The organism is Herbaspirillum sp. CAH-3 (assembly GCF_009668275.1).
GTDB lineage: Bacteria > Pseudomonadota > Gammaproteobacteria > Burkholderiales > Burkholderiaceae_D > Herbaspirillum > Herbaspirillum aquaticum.
The window spans coordinates 26,583-43,383 of the sequence record NZ_VSWE01000021.1; the positions used below are offsets into that span (position 1 = coordinate 26,583).

15 protein-coding genes and 1 riboswitch are annotated in these 16,801 nt (G+C 63.5%); of the genes, 8 read left to right on the forward strand and 7 right to left on the reverse strand.

Annotated elements, in window-relative coordinates; translation table 11 throughout:
- Nucleotides 1–29: 29 nt before the first annotated feature.
- Nucleotides 30–998 (reverse strand): complex I NDUFA9 subunit family protein, encoded by a 969-nt coding sequence (locus FYB76_RS23085; RefSeq protein WP_154135186.1) that lies wholly within the window; start codon nucleotides 996–998, stop codon nucleotides 30–32.
- A gap of 73 nt (nucleotides 999–1,071) precedes the next feature.
- Nucleotides 1,072–3,072: a lytic transglycosylase domain-containing protein gene (locus FYB76_RS23090; RefSeq protein WP_154135187.1), complete on the reverse strand. Its 2,001-nt coding sequence runs from the start codon at nucleotides 3,070–3,072 to the stop codon at nucleotides 1,072–1,074.
- Between the two features lie 34 nt (nucleotides 3,073–3,106).
- On the opposite strand from FYB76_RS23090, the gene FYB76_RS23095 reads away from it, so the two are divergent.
- Nucleotides 3,107–3,703 carry a 5-formyltetrahydrofolate cyclo-ligase gene (locus tag FYB76_RS23095; RefSeq protein WP_229297072.1) on the forward strand — a complete coding sequence of 199 codons (597 nt, stop codon included), beginning with the start codon at nucleotides 3,107–3,109 and terminating at the stop codon, nucleotides 3,701–3,703.
- A 46-nt stretch (nucleotides 3,704–3,749) separates the two neighbouring features.
- On the opposite strand, the gene metF is transcribed toward FYB76_RS23095, so the two are convergent.
- From metF to metK, 4 genes are all read right to left on the reverse strand, one after another.
- A complete protein-coding gene (gene metF / locus FYB76_RS23100) occupies nucleotides 3,750–4,592 on the reverse strand; it encodes a methylenetetrahydrofolate reductase [NAD(P)H] (protein ID WP_154135189.1) in 843 nt (280 codons plus the stop codon).
- Nucleotides 4,589–4,942: a phage holin family protein gene (locus tag FYB76_RS23105; protein ID WP_008332818.1), complete on the reverse strand. Its 354-nt coding sequence runs from the start codon at nucleotides 4,940–4,942 to the stop codon at nucleotides 4,589–4,591. The genes metF and FYB76_RS23105 overlap by 4 nt, the downstream gene beginning before the upstream one ends.
- Before the next feature lie 153 nt (nucleotides 4,943–5,095).
- On the reverse strand, nucleotides 5,096–6,502 hold the full coding sequence (gene ahcY, locus FYB76_RS23110; RefSeq protein WP_154135221.1) for an adenosylhomocysteinase: 1,407 nt from the start codon (nucleotides 6,500–6,502) through the stop codon (nucleotides 5,096–5,098).
- Nucleotides 6,503–6,551: 49 nt separating this feature from the next.
- Nucleotides 6,552–6,642: riboswitch (S-adenosyl-L-homocysteine riboswitch) on the reverse strand.
- A 219-nt stretch (nucleotides 6,643–6,861) separates the two neighbouring features.
- Nucleotides 6,862–8,025, reverse strand: a complete 1,164-nt coding sequence (gene metK, locus FYB76_RS23115) for a methionine adenosyltransferase (RefSeq protein ID WP_154135190.1) — start codon at nucleotides 8,023–8,025, stop codon at nucleotides 6,862–6,864.
- A 191-nt stretch (nucleotides 8,026–8,216) separates the two neighbouring features.
- Between metK and FYB76_RS23120 the strand changes: the two genes are divergently transcribed.
- The 3 genes from FYB76_RS23120 to dapF all read left to right on the forward strand — a co-directional run bounded on the left by FYB76_RS23120 (nucleotide 8,217) and on the right by dapF (nucleotide 10,870).
- Nucleotides 8,217–9,062, forward strand: a complete 846-nt coding sequence (locus FYB76_RS23120) for a lysophospholipid acyltransferase family protein (protein ID WP_154135191.1) — start codon at nucleotides 8,217–8,219, stop codon at nucleotides 9,060–9,062.
- The gene (locus FYB76_RS23125) at nucleotides 9,059–9,943 is read left to right on the forward strand and encodes a lipid A biosynthesis acyltransferase (RefSeq protein ID WP_154135192.1); all 885 of its coding nucleotides are present in this window, start codon (nucleotides 9,059–9,061) and stop codon (nucleotides 9,941–9,943) included. Before FYB76_RS23120 ends, FYB76_RS23125 begins: the two co-directional genes overlap by 4 nt.
- 63 nt (nucleotides 9,944–10,006) lie before the next feature.
- Entirely contained in the window at nucleotides 10,007–10,870 is an 864-nt protein-coding gene (gene dapF, locus FYB76_RS23130; RefSeq protein WP_154135193.1) for a diaminopimelate epimerase, read from the forward strand.
- A 91-nt stretch (nucleotides 10,871–10,961) separates the two neighbouring features.
- Here dapF and FYB76_RS23135 read toward each other — a convergent pair whose 3' ends face one another.
- On the reverse strand, nucleotides 10,962–12,572 hold the full coding sequence (locus tag FYB76_RS23135; RefSeq protein ID WP_154135194.1) for a tetratricopeptide repeat protein: 1,611 nt from the start codon (nucleotides 12,570–12,572) through the stop codon (nucleotides 10,962–10,964).
- A 367-nt stretch (nucleotides 12,573–12,939) separates the two neighbouring features.
- Here FYB76_RS23135 and FYB76_RS23140 point away from each other — a divergent pair, with 367 nt between their 5' ends.
- From FYB76_RS23140 to FYB76_RS23155, 4 genes are all read left to right on the forward strand, one after another.
- On the forward strand, nucleotides 12,940–14,145 hold the full coding sequence (locus FYB76_RS23140; RefSeq protein WP_154135195.1) for a porin: 1,206 nt from the start codon (nucleotides 12,940–12,942) through the stop codon (nucleotides 14,143–14,145).
- Between the two features lie 253 nt (nucleotides 14,146–14,398).
- Nucleotides 14,399–15,067, forward strand: coding sequence for a DUF484 family protein (locus tag FYB76_RS23145; RefSeq protein WP_154135196.1), 669 nt, complete (start codon nucleotides 14,399–14,401; stop codon nucleotides 15,065–15,067).
- Nucleotides 15,068–15,097: 30 nt separating this feature from the next.
- The gene (locus FYB76_RS23150; protein WP_154135197.1) at nucleotides 15,098–16,093 is read left to right on the forward strand and encodes a tyrosine-type recombinase/integrase; all 996 of its coding nucleotides are present in this window, start codon (nucleotides 15,098–15,100) and stop codon (nucleotides 16,091–16,093) included.
- Nucleotides 16,094–16,216: 123 nt separating this feature from the next.
- Nucleotides 16,217–16,789, forward strand: a complete 573-nt coding sequence (locus tag FYB76_RS23155) for a Fur family transcriptional regulator (protein WP_088755078.1) — start codon at nucleotides 16,217–16,219, stop codon at nucleotides 16,787–16,789.
- Nucleotides 16,790–16,801 lie beyond the last annotated feature (12 nt).

Here is a 16,801-nt window from a genome sequence, read left to right on the forward strand (position 1 = left end):
GAAGTTCAATGACGCGACGACTGAACCATTCAGCGCCGCGCGGTGCTACGGAAGAAGTCGAATTGCTGTTGCGGGCTGCGCGGCAGGAGATAGCCGGGAACGACGTCCTCCAGCGCGCGCGGCGTGAGCTGCAGCTCGGGGGCGATGGGGCCGTGCAGGACATTGTCCACCTTCATCGAGGCAACGTTGTCGCGACTCATCAGCTTGCCCGGCAGGTGTTCCAGCGCGAAGGCCTGCAGCCAGCCGGCCGCATCGGGCAAGCCGATCACCGGACGCGGATGGCCGCTGTACCAGCCCGACAGGCGTACCAGTTCGCGCAGCGTGTATTGCTTGGGACCGCCCAGTTCGAACACCTTGCCGCCCAGGCGCGGCAAGGCCAGCGCGTTGACGAAAGCCTGTGCCACATCGCCCACGTAGACCGGCTGGAAGCGCGCATCGGGACTGCCCAGCGGGATCATCGGGAACATGCGGTTCAGGCCGGCGAACATGTTGATGAAATTGTCGCCCTCGCCGAACACGACCGAGGGGCGGAAGATGGCCACATCCAGCGCCGGGGAGGCCAGCGCTTCCTGTTCGCCGGCGGCCTTGGAGCGCAGGTACATCGACGGCCCTTGGGCATCGGCGCACAGCGCACTCATGTGCAGGTAGCGCGGCACCCCCTGCTGCACGCAGGCGGCCACGATACGGCGCGGCAGCAGCACGTGCTGGCGCTCGAAATCCGGACCATAAGGAGCACCGCCCCGCGCCGGGCGCGATTGCAGGATGCCGACCAGGTTGATGACCACGTCAGCCTCCGCCACCAGGCGTGCCAGCACGGCATCGTCATGGATGTTGGCCTGGACCACGCTGACCACGGGCGAGACCAGCAGGTGCTTGGCGCGCTCGTAGCGGCGCGTGGGCACCATGACGCGATAGCCGGTGGTGCTGCCCAGCAGTTCGATCAGGCGGGTGCCGATGAAGCCGGAACCGCCGATGACGAGGATCTTCTTGACTGCCATTTGTCTCTCTCCGATTTCCAGTGAGAAGCGCTGGCCGCCGCATCAACTGCGGACGGCGGCCGCGGCGACGGGATCAGGGCAGGTCGGTGGCGACATTGGCATTGGGTGCCACCGTGCCCATGCGCTGCTTCAGGGATTGCGGGCGGTTCTCGAACATGGCCGCATAGTAGGTCGCATTGGACATCACGTTCTTGACATAGCCCCGGGTTTCATTGAAAGGGATGATTTCGGCGAAGATCGCGCCTTCCACCGGTCGCGGCAAGGTCGCGCGCCAGGTGCGCGGACGGCCGGGGCCGGCATTGTAGCCGGCGGTGGCCAGGGTTTCCGATCCTTCCAGGTTGTTCAACACCATGTCCAGGTAGCTGGTGCCCAGCAGCAGGTTGGTGTTGATGTCGTTGACCTGGTCAGCCGTGAATTCGGTCATCCCGATTTTTTTGGCGACGAACTTGGCGGTGGCCGGCATGAGCTGCATCAGGCCGGAAGCGCCCACGTGCGAACGGGCCGACTTGATGAAGCGCGACTCCTGGCGGATCAGGCCATAGACCCAGGCATTCTCCATGCCCAGCGGACGCGTGGCCGCATTCATCTCCGGCAGGTGCGGTGCCGGGAAGCGCTGGGTGAAATCGAACTCGGTCTTGGTGCGGTCGGAGGTGTTGACCATGCGGTCCAGCACGTCGTTCTGGCGTGCGTATTCAGCGGCGGCCAGCAACTGGCGGTCGGTCATGTTGCGCAGTTCCCAGTTCCATTCGCGGATGGCTTCGAAACGCAGGTTCAGCTGGTAGAACTTGAGCGAACGCTTGAAGCCGGCATTCTGCGAATACAGCGCCACTTCACCGGCGCCCGGCGGCGTCGGGCCGGGCGGGATGGTGATCTGCTGGCCCAGCTCTTCCAGCGCCAGCTGGCCATAGAAGCTGAAGTTGGGTGCAATCGATTCGAACAAGCGGCGAGCCGCCTCGTTCTGGCCTTCGGCCTTCAGCGCACGGCCGAGCCAATAGACCCAGGCGGTGTCACTGCGCAGCGGGGCCGGCATGGCTTCGATGGTCTTGCGCACGGTCTTCCAGTCACCGTCGCGCAGGGCCATGCGGACCTTCCATTGCATCGCATCCTGGGTCAGTGGCGCGTCCTTGGCCTTGCGCCAGTAATCCGAGGCTTCCGGTGCCAGCTTGTAGGACGCGGCCAGGGCGATCTGTGCCCAAGCCTGTGCGACTTCCTGCGAGGTCAGGTTGCGGCCGGCATCGTTGAGATAGGTCGCGGCCTGGGAAGGATTGGTCTTGGCGATGCGGCCCAGCGCGATGATATAAAGCTGGTGGTTCGCCGGACCACGGCCCGGCCCCTTGGCCAGCATCAGCGCAGGGCGATCCATCACCTGGGTCACGCTGACGTCGCCGCTGTCGACCAGCACGGCTGCCCGGCGGGCCACGGTGGCATTGCCGTTCTCGGCGGCTTGGCGGATCTGGAACCAGACGTCGGCATCGCTGAACTGGCCATTCTGGGCGAGCGTCGCGATCAGGTCGCTGCAGCCCTGGCCGTAGTCCTTGGGATTGCTCAGCAGGATGCGCGCCTCCTCGGCGACATTGGCGCCCTTGAGTGCGCGCGAGTTCAGGGCAAAGCATTTGACCTGGGTATCGTCATCGAGCACGAACTTGGGATACTGCTCATCGAAGACGGCCCAGTTGCCGGTCTTGCCCAAGGCCAGCAGCCAGTCGTTGCGCAGCCGGTCGACGATGGCTTGGCCGTCCCAGCGTGCCAGGAAATCGCGGATTTCCTGCTCGCTGGCGCTGTAATCGCGCACGCGTGGCTTGAGGCGATAGTAGTCGACATAGGATGCCAGCTCATAGCCCGACAAGCGTGAGGCCAGGTCCTGCGCCAGCGCGGCATTGTCGCTGGCGGCAGCCTGTCGCAAGGCCAGGAAGATATCGTCAGGCGCGGCGTCAGGCGCCACACGCTTCTGGGCGTGGGCAGCAGGGGCAGCGGCAAGCATGGCGCCAGTCGCCAGCGCCAGGGGGAGCGCCAATGAGGCGGCCAGCGCGCGCAGGCGCTGGTTGAACGGATGATTCTTCGGACGCATACTCATGCAAGCTTCTTCATGCAGATTGGTGAAACGGAAAATGAACCCAAGCATAGCACGCGACACGCCCCCGCCAATGACGCAACAGCAGGCGGCCGCCCTTCACAAACAGCGCTTGCGCACCGAGTTGCTGGCGCGCCGCAAGGCCTTGGGCGAGCAGGACAAGATCGCAGCCGATGCCATCATCGGCCAGCGCGTACTGGACTGGTGCGCCACCCACGCCATCCACAGCCTGGCGGTGTACCAGCCGATCCGGCGCGAACCGGATCTGTCTGCGGCCTATAACGCGCTGGCCGCGCGCGGGGTGCACCTGTGCCTGCCGGTGGTGGTCGATAAAGATGCGGCGTTGGAATTCCGCGCCTGGCAGCCCGGCGATCCTCTGCAAAAGGATGGGATGGGCACCCTCGTGCCACCTGCCGGCACGACCGTCGTGCGGCCACAGGCGCTGCTGATTCCTTGCCTGGGTGTCAATACGGCAGGATACCGCCTGGGCTATGGCGGCGGCTTCTATGACCGCACGCTGGCTGCCAGCCCGCGGCCGCTGGCCGTGGGGGTCTGTCACAGCTTCGGGCGGGTCGAATTCGAGGCGCAGGCGCACGATATCCCGCTGGACAGCATCATTTTCGAGGACGTATGAAGAAAAAAAGCCGGACCCAAGTCCGGCTCGCAGAAGCAGCTGCAGTCTACTTCACCAGTTGTTGCCAGATCGCCTCGGTCGGCCCGGCCTGGTTCAGTGAATAAAAATGCAAACCGGGCGCACCGCCTGCCAGCAGGCGCTGGCACAGCTGGGTCACCACATCTTGGCCGAAGGCGCGGATCGATTCCGTATCGTCGCCGTAACTGGCCAGCTTGAGACGGATCCAGCGCGGGATCTCGGTGCCGCACATGTCCGAGAACCGCATCAGCTGCGTGTAGTTGGTGATGGGCATGATGCCCGCGATCACCGGCACGGTGGCACCCAGTTTGGCGGCGTCATCCACGAAGCGGAAGTAGGCGTCGGCATTGTAGAAATACTGGGTGATGGCCGAATTGGCACCGGCCTTCACTTTGCGCGCGAAGTTCTGCACGTCGTCCTGGGGCGAGCGCGCTTGCGGGTGCATCTCGGGATAGGCGGCCACTTCGATGTGGAACCAGTCACCGGTTTCGGCGCGCACGAACTCGACCAGTTCGTTGGCATGGCGGAATTCGCTGGAAGCCTGGTCCATGGCACCGTAGCCGCTGGGCAGGTCGCCACGCAGGGCCACCAGGCGCTTGATGCCTTGGGCACGATAGTCTTCCAGGATGGCGCGCAGGCTGGCGCGCGAGCTGCCGATGCAGGACAGGTGCGGCGCGGCGTCATGGCCTTCACCGATGATTTCCAGCACGGTGTCGCGCGTGCCTTGCTGCGTCGATCCCCCGGCACCGAAGGTTACCGAGAAATATTTTGGCGCCAGCGCCGCCAGCCGGGTGCGGGTGGTACGCAGCTTTTGCGCGCCTTCAGCGGTCTTTGGCGGGAAAAATTCGATACTGAAATTATGTGTACTCATTGATTCGAACCCGATTTCAGCAACAGTGTGGACAGTGCCCAGGACACGATGCTGTAGAGCAGTGCGCCGCCGACCGCAGACCAGAAGCCAGCCACGTGGAAGCCGCCGACCAGTTGCGCCACGACCCAGAACATCAGGCCGTTGATGACCAGGATGAACAAGCCCAGGGTGAGCATGGTCACCGGCAAGGTCAGCACCACCAGCACCGGACGCACGATGGTATTGACGAAGCCCAGGATCAGCGCGGCCAGCAGGGCCGAACCGAAGCTGTCGACCTGCACCGAGTGCATCAGGTAAGGAACGGCCAGCAAGGCCAATGCATTGATGAGCCAGGTGAGCAGCAGGCGCATGGAAAACCTTTCGACCCCGTCAGGGAGTAATGAAGATACCCGTGAAGCTTGCATCACCTCAAGAGGGGGATGCAAGGTCCGCAGGCGGGAGACGATGCTGAGGCTGCCGGGCCGGCCCTCTCCATGCAAGAGAAGGCCGGCGCCAGGCAGGGATCAGTAGCGGTAGTGCTCAGGCTTGTAGGGGCCTTCGACCTTCACGCCGATGTAGGCGGCCTGTTCGGCGGTCAGTTCGCTCAACTGCGCATTGAGTTTCTTCAATTGCAGGCGGGCGACCTTTTCATCCAGGTGCTTGGGCAGCGTGTAGACGCCGACCGGGTAGTCCTTGGTGTTGACGAACAGTTCGATCTGGGCAATGGTCTGGTTGGCGAAGGACGAGCTCATCACGTAGGACGGGTGGCCGGTAGCGCAACCCAGGTTCACCAGGCGACCTTCGGCCAGCAGGATGATGCGCTTGCCGTCCGGGAAGATCACGTGGTCGACCTGCGGCTTGATGTTTTCCCAGGTGTACTGCTTCAGGGCGGCGACTTCGATTTCATTATCGAAGTGACCGATGTTGCAGACGATGGCCTGGTCCTTCATCTTCTTCATGTGCTCATGGGTGATCACATGGTAGTTGCCGGTGGCGGTCACGAAGATGTCGCCATGCTCAGCGGCATAGTCCATGGTGACCACGCGGTAGCCTTCCATGGCGGCCTGCAGGGCACAGATCGGATCGATTTCGGTGACCCACACTTGCGCCGACAGCGCGCGCAGGGCCTGGGCCGAACCCTTGCCGACGTCACCGTAACCGGCCACGATGGCGACCTTGCCGGCGATCATCACGTCGGTGGCGCGCTTGATGCCGTCCACCAGCGATTCGCGGCAGCCGTACAGGTTGTCGAACTTGGACTTGGTGACCGAGTCGTTGACGTTGATGGCCGGGAAGGCCAGCTTGCCTTCCTTGAACATCTGGTACAGGCGGTGCACGCCGGTGGTGGTCTCTTCGGTGACGCCCTTGATTTCCTTGATGCGCTTGGAATACCACTGCGGGTCCTTGGCCAGGTAACGCTTGATGGCGTTGAAGAGGCACACGGCTTCTTCCGAATCCGGCTTGTCCAGCACCGAGATATCGGCCTCGGCACGGGTACCCAGGTGCAGCAGCACGGTGGCGTCGCCGCCATCGTCCAGGATCATGTTGGAATAGCCGCCATCGGTCCATTCGAAGATGCGGTGGGTGTATTCCCAGTATTCATCCAGGGTTTCACCCTTGATGGCGAAGACCGGGGTGCCGTTGGCCGCGATGGCAGCAGCAGCGTGATCCTGGGTCGAGTAGATGTTGCAGGAAGCCCAGCGCACTTGCGCGCCCAGTGCTTCCAGGGTCTGGATCAGCACGGCGGTCTGGATGGTCATGTGCAGCGAACCGGTGATGCGCGCGCCCTTCAGGGGCTGGGAGGCAGCGAATTCCTCGCGGATCGCCATCAGGCCCGGCATTTCGGTTTCGGCGATCTTGATTTCCTTGTGGCCCCAGTCGGCCAGCTTGATGTCTGCGACGATGTAGTCTTGGGTAGGATTGGTGGTCATGGCAATGGCGCTGTTCACGCCCTCCTTTCATGAAAAAGCCAGAAAAAAAGTAACGTGAGCGCGGTTGCCAGGCGACCTGCGCCTGTTCACCGCTTCAAGCCTGGCAGGGTGATAGCCCTGTCGCAACGCTCCTTGCAGCGGTGAGGCATTGTGAGGTTCCAGGTTCCGGACGCAATGCCAACATCGGAACAGTGCACGAATCTTCATTCGCGGGAACAGCATTGTAGCGCGGGTCAGGCGCTAGTCAATCCCCGGAACAGGCGTGTGAATCGGTCTTCACACGCCTTTCAAGCCGGTTTGCAGATGCATTGGCGCTTCATCATGCATGCTGCAAGCCGGCAGTTGCCGGACAGGCTGGCTTACAGGCCAGCCGAGGCGCGCAGGGCGGCGACTTTGTCGGTACGCTCCCAGGTGAATTCCGGCTCTTCGCGGCCGAAGTGGCCATAGGCGGCCGTCTTGGCGTAGATCGGACGCAGCAGGTCCAGCATCTGCACGATGCCCTTGGGGCGCAGGTCGAAGTGCTCCTGCACCAGCTGGGCCAGCTTTTCATCGCTGATCTTGCCGGTACCGAAGGTGGTCACCATGACCGAGGTCGGCTTGGCGATGCCGATGGCGTAGGACACCTGGATCTGGCAACGCTCGGCCAGGCCGGCGGCGACGATGTTCTTGGCCACATAGCGGCCGGCGTAGGCAGCCGAACGGTCGACCTTGGACGGGTCCTTGCCGGAGAAGGCACCGCCACCGTGGGGCGCTGCGCCACCGTAGGTATCGACGATGATCTTGCGCCCGGTCAGGCCGCAGTCTCCCTGCGGGCCGCCGATGACGAAGCGGCCGGTCGGGTTGATCAGGTAGCGGGTGTTCTTGAGCCACTCGGCCGGCAGCACCGGCTTGATGATTTCCTCGATGGCGGCTTCGTGGATGGCCTTCTGCTCCATCTCCGGCGCATGCTGGGTCGACAGCACCACGGTATCGATGGCGACGGGCTTGCCGTCCACATACTTCAGCGTGACCTGGGACTTGGCGTCGGGACGCAGCCAGGGCAGGCGGCCATCCTTGCGCAGTTGCGACTGGCGCTCGACGATGCGGTGCGCGTAGTAGATCGCGGCCGGCATCAGTTCCGGGGTTTCGTTGCAGGCGTAGCCGAACATCAGGCCTTGGTCGCCGGCGCCTTGCTCCAGGTCAACACCGCGGCCTTCATCAACACCTTGGGCGATGTCGGGGGATTGCTTGTCGTAGGCGACCAGCACGGCGCAGCTCTTGTGGTCGATGCCGAAGTCGGCGTTGTCGTAGCCGATGCGCTTGATGGTTTCGCGGGCAACGTCGATGTAATCGATGTTGGCGCGGGTGGTGATTTCACCGGCCAGCACCACCAGACCGGTGTTGCACAGGGTTTCGGCGGCCACACGGGAGTGGGGATCCTGGGTGAAGATGGCATCCAGAATGGCATCTGAGATCTGGTCGGCGACCTTGTCGGGATGACCTTCGGAGACGGATTCGGAAGTGAAGAGATATTCGTTGGACATGCAAGCCTCGAACTGAAAACGATTTAGCGAAATGTCGCGGCCCATCGTTAGTCGTGCCTGCGACGCTTTAGCGATATTTGTACCCCGTCTCGCAAGTTGTCATTAACTCGACGGCTTGTGCTATTTTACGCCTCTTGCATTTTTCTGCAATTTGACGGCGGATTAAGTCCGCCTTTTTGTTATCGGCAAGTATGCTCGTTTCTTTATTCCGCCTGCTCTCTTTCCTGCCGTTGCCGGCCTTGCATGCCTTGGGCGTAGCGGTGGGTTGGCTGGTTTTCCTGCTTTCGCCCTCCTATCGCCGCCGCCTGACTGACAACATCACGCTGGCCGGCCATCGCGGCAGTCTCTGGAAATCGGTCGGCGAAGCTGGCAAGGGCATGTTCGAGCTGCCCTTCATCTGGTGCGCAAGTCCGCAACGGGTGCTGCGCACGGCACGCATCGTCAACTGGGACCTGGTGCAACAGGCGCTGGACGCCAAGGCCGGCATCGTCTTCCTGACGCCGCACCTGGGCTGTTTCGAGATTTCAGCGCAATCGGTGGCGCGCCATGACAGCCTGAGCGTGCTGTACCGCCCGCCGCGCAAGGCCGCGCTCAAGCCCTTGATCGAAGGCGCCCGCGCCCGCGCCAACCTGCACCTGGCACCGGCCAACCTGTCGGGCGTGCGCATCCTGCTCAAGGCCCTGAAGAACGGCCAGGCCATCGGCCTGCTGCCGGACCAGGTACCGCAGAACGGCGAAGGCGTGTGGGCGGATTTCTTCGGCAAGCCGGCCTATACCATGACCCTGCCGGCCAAACTGCAACAGATGAGCGGCGCGCCCATCATCCTGGCCTACGCCGAGCGCCTTTCTTGGGGCCGCGGTTATGCAATCCATTTCGTGCCCTTCGAGGGCGAACTCGGCCAGACGCCCGAGCAACAGGCCCGTGCCATCAATGCCGCCATGGAAAAGCTGATCGCCCGCTGCCCGGCGCAGTACATCTGGAGCTACAACCGCTACAAGACGCCGCCAGGCGTGACCCCGCCGGGAGCGGCGCAATGAAAGCCCTGATCGGGCTGATGTGGCTGCTGCACTGGCTGCCGCTGCCCATCCTGGGGCGGCTGGGCGAGGCGCTGGGCTGGCTGCTCTATATCTATATGCGTCCGCGTCGCCGCATCACCCTGATCAACCTGCGCCTGTGCTTTCCTGAAAAAACGGAACAGGAACGCCGCCTGCTGGCCCGGCGCCACTTCCAGGCCTATGCCCGCAGCGCCCTGGAGCGCGGCATTTTGTGGTGGGCACCGGAGTCTCGCCTGAAGCGCCTGATCCAGGTCGAACCCGGCATTCCCTTCGAGACGCTCAGCCGCGGCCCGACCATCCTGCTGTGCCCCCATTTCGTCTGCCTGGAAATCCCCGGCATCGCGCTGGTGCTCAATTCGGACTATTCAGTCTGCACCATCTACGCCCGCCAGCAGAACGAAGTGGTGGACCAGGCCTTGCTCAAGGGCCGCTCGCGCTTCCGCCCGGTGACGCTGCTGGCGCGCGAGAAAGGCGTCAAGCCCATCATTCGCGCCATGCGCGAAGGACTGCCCTTCATCATGCTGCCCGATATGGATTTCGGCACGCGCGATGCGGAATTCGTCCCCTTCTTCGGCGTGCCTGCGGCCACCCTCACCGCCACCGCCCGCATCGCGGCGGCCACCGGGGCGTCCGTGGTACCGGTCATCACCACCTTCCTGCCCGGCTATCGCGGCTGGAAGACTACCTTCTATCCAGCCTGGGAAAATTATCCGGGCGACGATATCGTGGCCGCCACCCGCCGCATGAATGCCTTCATCGAAGAGCGTGTACTGGAAGCCCCGGCCGAATATTTCTGGGCGCACAAGCGTTTCAAGAATCGCCCCCCGGGCGAACCGGACTTCTATCGCAAGGGCCAGCACTGACGCTGGCAGCACCGACCACCCCGCCGCCCTTTGAATCGGGCGCAGCGTACTTATAATGATGTGATGAAAATCAAATTTACCAAGATGCACGGTGCCGGCAACGACTTTGTCGTCCTTGATGCCGTCAATCAAGCCATCTCGCTCACGCCTGGCCAGTGGAAGTTCATCGCGGATCGCCGCTTCGGCATCGGCGCCGACCAGATGCTGGTGGTGGAAAAGGCGCAAGGCGCCGGGGTCGATTTCCGTTATCGCATCTACAACGCCGATGGCGGCGAAGTCGAGCAATGCGGCAATGGCGCCCGTGCCTTCGTGCGCTTCGTCACCGAAAAGGGTCTCACCGAGAAGCGCGCGATCCGCGTGGAAACCATGTCCGGTGTGATCGAGCCGCGCCTGGAAGACGACGGCCAGATCACCGTGGACATGGGCGCGCCCATCCTCACGCCCGCCGACGTCCCCTTCGACAGCCGCAACCTGCAGCATCGCAGCGAGGCTGAAGACACGCTCTGGCCACTGGACGTGGCCGGCAAGACCACCTGGATCTCGGTGGTGTCGATGGGCAATCCGCACGCGGTGCAGGTGGTGGAGGACAGCGAAGCCGCCCCGGTGCTGGTGGACGGGCCGTTGATCGAGCACCATGAACGCTTTCCCAAGCGGGTCAATGCCGGCTTCATGCAGGTGGTGGACCGCCACCACATCAACCTGCGCGTCTATGAACGCGGCGCAGGCGAAACCCTGGCCTGCGGCACCGGTGCCTGTGCGGCCGTGGTCGCTGGCATCCGCCGCGGCCTGCTGGATTCGCCGGTAGCGGTCCAGACCCACGGCGGCGTCCTCAACATCGCCTGGGCCGGTCCGGGCGAGGCAGTGATGATGACCGGGCCCGCCGTGACCGTCTTCGAAGGCGAGATTGACGTGCCTGACGCACTTTGATCGCCTTGCCTCCCTGCAACGAAAAAGCGGCTTGCTGAACCATCATCAGCAAGCCGCTTTTCATTTCACGCCCACGCGCGGGCTGGCCGGCTCAGGCCGCCAGGTCTTGCGCTTCGGCTTCCTCGTCATCCTGAGACTGTGGCAGGACGGTCTTCAAGCGATACAGGCGCTGGCGATAGTTGCCTTCCGGACCGCTGGGCCCGCAATCCATGTCTTCGAAGAGGCGTCCGATACGGTTGAGCGCACCGCGCTGCTCGCCGGTTTCCACCATGATGAGCCGCCGCTTGCTGCGTGCGTACTGGCTGCGGATGTCGACCATCAGGCAATGCCCGCAATCGGCCTGTTTCAAGTCGATCAACAAGGCTTCTGGCCGGGTCAGGCCAAACAGCATGGCCAGCTCGATGCGGGCCGCCAGGAACGGATGGGCATTGACCTGCTCACGGCTCATCTGCGCGCGCGCCTGCACGGCCCAGGCCGCAGCTTGCGGGCGGTCGGCCACCTTGTCGAGCAGCGCTTGCGCCTGCTGCGCCCCTTGGGTCGCGGCCTTCTGCAGCCAGTACAGCGCGCGCACGTCGTTGGCGGGATCGTCGCGCCGGTTGCGCCATGCGCCCACGCCGCACTCCACCTGCGCCTCCACATGCCCCATCTCGGCGGCACGCTCCAGGTAATGCTGCACATCCGCAAGATTGCGCTGTGAAAACTCAGGTTTCAGATAGATGCGGGAGAGCACGTACCAAGCCGCGGCCATCCCCTGCTCTCCTGCCAGGGTCAGCCAGCGGATGGCCTTCTTGTAATTGGCCGAACCTTGCCCGGCGAAACGCCGCTCACCCGAGGCATCGACCCGACCGTACAACAGGCCCAGGGCCAGTTGCGCATCGCGGTCGCAGGCCAGGGATGCCAGCTCCAACAATTGCTGGGCCTGCTGCAGGTCAGGACGCCTGTCAGCCAGATGTACCTCGCCCAGGCGGCGCAGCAATTGGATGTTTTGCGCTCCCAGGGCGGACGCCAAGGCCTCTGAGGGCCCATTGAGCTGAGCCTGGAGCTGGTCATGCTGGCGCAGCATGGCGTCGGCCAGGGGCTGGGCGCGCTCGCGGAACACCGCGAAGTCCGACTGGCGCCAGGCGCTGTCGGCCAGCGCATGCTGGGCCTGCTCGATGCCGGCATCGGCGGCTTTCCGTGTCCAGTGCTGCAATTGCTCCGGCTGCACCGGCACTGCTGCCTGCGGCTCAGCGGCCGCCTGCGGCGCTCCTGCTGCCGGCGCGATCATGCGTTCGCCCTGGCGCGCCAGCAGCCACTGCGCATCCGCATCGCCCTCGGCCGCCACGGCCTCCAGCGCGCGCAAGGCGCGGCTCTTCTGTTGAGCACTGGCCGCCGCAGCGCCTGCCGGATGCTCCAGCACCAGGCGGGCCAGCGTGAGGCCCGCACGCATGGAACCATCCTCAAACGCCCGCTCATACCACTGGGCCGCTTCATGCGGCCGGGCCAACTGGCTTATCACTTCATACGGAATATGCTGCGCCATGAGCTTCCACGCATCGGCCTGCCCCTGGCGCGCCGCCCGCTCCAGCCAGTGGAATGCGGTGCCCGGACTTTGCGGCAGTCCATTGCCCCCAAACAGGTAGCGCTGGCCCAGGTTCAGTTGCGCCTGGGCATCTCCGGCACGTGCTGCGCGGATGATTGCAAGATCCTCGCGATTGGCCATCCAGCCTCCACATCAGGTCAGAAAGCCAAAATTATGCCCCACAATCGACATTTTTTTAAAAAACCATCGAAAACAATCGAAACGCATCTTTTTAACAACAAGGTGGCTGGCGAGACGGGACGGATCAAGTTTTGGGGTGCAATGCCGTTAATGAGTGACAAGCTGCAAGCCAAAATTTGCCTGTCAGGCATTAACGGGCAGGAAAGCGTTTGAAAAAAACAACACTACGCCAGCGGTTTGACGCTTTCAACCAAAATTCCGCCTTCCACGTGACCAATCTGCGGCCACGCCAAATGAGAACCCTTAATGTCTCACCATCCGACCAGAAGTACGGATCCTCAAGACTATTTTTATAGAAGGATGTCAAATGAAAAAATCTCTGCTGGCACTGGCCGTCCTCGGCGCGTTCGCAGGTGCTGCTCAAGCACAAAGCTCCGTTACTATCTACGGTATCGTTGATACCGGCATCACCTACACCTCCAAGGCACAGACCACCAACGTTCCCGGCCAAACCGGCATCAACACCGGCAGCAAGTTCGCTGTGAACTCGGGCGTGATCCAAGGTTCGCGTATCGGCTTCAAGGGCGTTGAAGATCTGGGCGGCGGCCTGTCGGCTGTGTTCCAACTGGAAACCGGCTTCAACAACGACAACGGCGCTCTGAACGGTCAAGATGGCACCGCTGGTACCACCAACCTGTTCCGCCGCAAGTCGGTCGTTGGTCTGGCTGGTGGCTTCGGCACCGTGCTGGTCGGTCGTCAAACCGACTTCGCTGACACCATCTCCGCTTACACCGCCGTCAACGACTTCGGTGGCGTGGTCTCCGCCTCGGGTTCGGGCCTGAACCGCCTGCAAGGTGTTCGTACCAACAACTCGATCAGCTACACCACCAACAGCCTGAGCGGCTTCACTGGTAACCTGATGTACGGCTTCGGCGAAACCGCTGGCAAGACCTCCGCTGGTCAAGCCTTCGGCATCGGCGGCAAGTACGACAACGGTCCTCTGGGTCTGGGTATCAACTACTACCAGTCCAAGCAAGGCCCGACTCCTGCTGACACTTCGCTGATCTCCTCGGCTGCTGCTCTGAGCACCGCCGCTGGCGCTGCCAACGCAGGTCAAAGCGCACTGAAGTCCCTGAACGTTGTGGCTTCCTACCAGTTCGGCCCGGCCCGCGTGTACGGTAACTACTCGCGCGTCAAGCAAGACCTGAACACCGCTGCCAACACCGGCCTGACCGCTACCGGCGTGACCCGCGTGACCGCTGCTACCCTGGGTCTGGCGAAGAAGGCTGACATGTACGAAATCGGTACCGCCTACTCCCTGTCCCCGTCCCTGAAGCTGCTGGCTGCTGTTGAATACACCCGCGCTGACTTCGACGGTCTGAGCGGCAAGGGCAAGCTGACCCAATACAACCTGGGTGCTGACTACTGGCTGTCCAAGCGTACCGACCTGTACGCCTTCGTGTCGAACCTGCGTGCCAAGGACATGAAGAACCCCGGCGTGTTCAACAGCGAAACCACCGGCAACGATGCCAGCCAAACCGCTGTCACCGTTGGCGTTCGTCACAAGTTCTAATTCATGGACCTGAAGCCGGTGTGAATACATCGGTTTCAACCTGAGTTGAACCTGAGCCGTACCGAAAGAGGCCTGCATGAGCAATCATGCAGGCCTCTTTCTTTTTTGCCTTCGCCCACCTTGTCAGCCCGGGCAAGCCCCTCCCGCCAGTGCCGATGATTGTCAGTGTGTCCGATAGCGAGGATAATCTCGCGATACTTCCGGTGCGCTCCTCCCCGCGCGCCACCGGCACTCCAACACAGACCCCGCGACGATGACCACCGAACTGGATTCCAGCCTGATTGCCGACTACCTGCTCGACCACCCTCATTTCTTCGAGGAGCATGCCGAACTGCTTTCGACGGTCAAGCTGACCAGCCCCGTGATGGGCCGCGCCGTGTCGCTGCAGGAACGCCAGATGGAAATCCTGCGCGAGAAGATCCGCGTGCAGGAACTGCGCATGGCCGACCTCATGCGCATCGCCCAGGAAAACGACGAGATCACCAGCAAGTTCCAGGCATGGAGCCGCGCCCTGCTCCTGACCCGCGATGCCGCGGACCTGCCGCGCGTGCTGGTAGACCGGCTGCAGGAAATCTTCCACGTCCCGCAAGTGACGGTCCGCCTGTGGAACCTGGGCCCCGCGCACGCCAGCCATTGGGCCACGCAGGAAGTCTCGGATGATGCACGCATCTTCGCCAATGGCTTGTCGGCGCCCTTCTGCGGCCCCAACAAGGATTTCGAAGCGGCCGGCTGGCTGGAGGACGCCGCCTCCGTAAAATCGGTCGCCATGCTGCCGCTGCGCGTGGGCGCAGCGCCCGAAGCCTTCGGCCTGCTGGTCCTGGGCTCGCCCGATCCCAGCCGCTTCACCGCCGACATGGGCACCGATTTCCTGACCCGCATCGGCGAAACCGGCAGCGCCGCCCTGGCCTGCCTGCTGCGCTGAGCGCGGCGGCCAGCGCCGAGGAGTCACCGCATGGATGACACAACGGTGCCGGCTGCGTCCCTGATCGGACAGTATCTTTCCTTCCTGCGCAGCCAGCGCAAGCTATCGCCGCATACGCTGGACGGCTATGCGCGCGACCTGCAAGAGCTGCGCGCCCTGCTGGCGCCCAACGACTCGGAGCAGGACGCCGGTGAACCTGCCCTGCAGCACGTCACCCAGGCCCAGATCCGCAAATGCGCTGCCCGCCTGCATGCCCGCGGCCTCAATGCGCGTTCCATCTCGCGCAAGCTGTCGGCCTGGCGCGGCCTGTTCGCCTGGCTCGCGCTGGAACAGGCGATGCCGGCCAATCCGGTCGATGGCGTCAAACCACCCAAGAAAAGCAAACCCCTGCCCAAGGCCTTGCCGGCCGATGAGGCCATCCGCCTGGTCTCCCAGGCCGATCCGGCGCGCGATCCAGACTCAACCTTGGCGGCCTGCAACCGGGCCATGTTCGAGCTGCTGTATTCGAGTGGGTTGCGGGTCTCGGAACTGGTGGGCATTGATGTCACGGATGTACGCGAAGGCCCCTACGAATCAGCCGGCTGGATCGACCTGGACGAGGCCGAAGTCACCGTCACCGGCAAGGGTGGCAAGAAGCGCAAGGTCCCGGTGGGCCAGGCAGCCTTGCAGGCTACCCGCGACTGGCTGCCCTTGCGCGCCGGACTGGTCAAGGCCGACCGTGGGACCGATGGTCACGCGCTGTTTCTCAATGAACGCGGCGCGCGCATGTCGCCCCGGGTGACGCAGCTGCGGCTCAAGGCCCATGGCAAGGGGGTAGAGATGCCTGCTGACGTGCATCCCCACATGCTGCGCCATTCGTTCGCATCTCACGTGCTGCAAAGTTCCGGCGACCTGCGGGCGGTGCAGGAAATGCTGGGCCACGCCTCCATCACCGCTACCCAGGTCTACACCGCGCTGGACTTCCAGCGCTTGGCCCAGGTCTATGACCAGGCCCATCCACGGGCCCGCAAGGGCGGCGGCAAGTAACTGCCGGCCGGCTGGCGGCCGCGCCTTCGCGAGCGCCGGGCCGTGATCGGATAAAATGGAGGCTTCCGCACGCCACGTGCTACCGAACCGTTGGCCAGTCCCGCTGGCCCAGCACACTCGCCCATGCCGACCATGAAAGCCAAAGCCGCCGAATCCTCTCCCGCCAGCACTGCCGCCCAGGCTGCGACGGTGACCGCGCTGGCCGAGGCACAACTGCGCGAGGCCGGCGTACGCGTGACGCAGGCCCGCGTCAATGTCCTGGGTGCCCTGCTGGAAACCCGCAGCGCGGCATCCCACCAGGATATCCAGGATCGCTTTGCCGACATGGACCGGGTCACGCTCTACCGTGCCCTGGATTGCCTGACCGAAGCCGGCCTGGCGCACAAGATCTCCAGCGACGACCGCATCTTCCGCTACAGCGCCGGTGCCGATCACGCCGAACATGGCCTGCACGACCATGCCCAAGGCAAGCAGCACCAGCACGGCCACTTCAAGTGCACCCGCTGCAACCGCGTGTTCTGCCTGGATGCCAGCGATGGCACCGACTTCCTGGCGACCGTCCTGCCCGACGCCGACCGTCACCGCTCCACCGCCGCGCAGTTGCAATCGGCCTTGCGCAAGACCCTGGGCAAAGGCTTCCAGAGCCACGAAGTGGAACTGACCATCAAGGGTTGGTGCGCCGACTGCGCCGACTGACTTTGGGCAGAT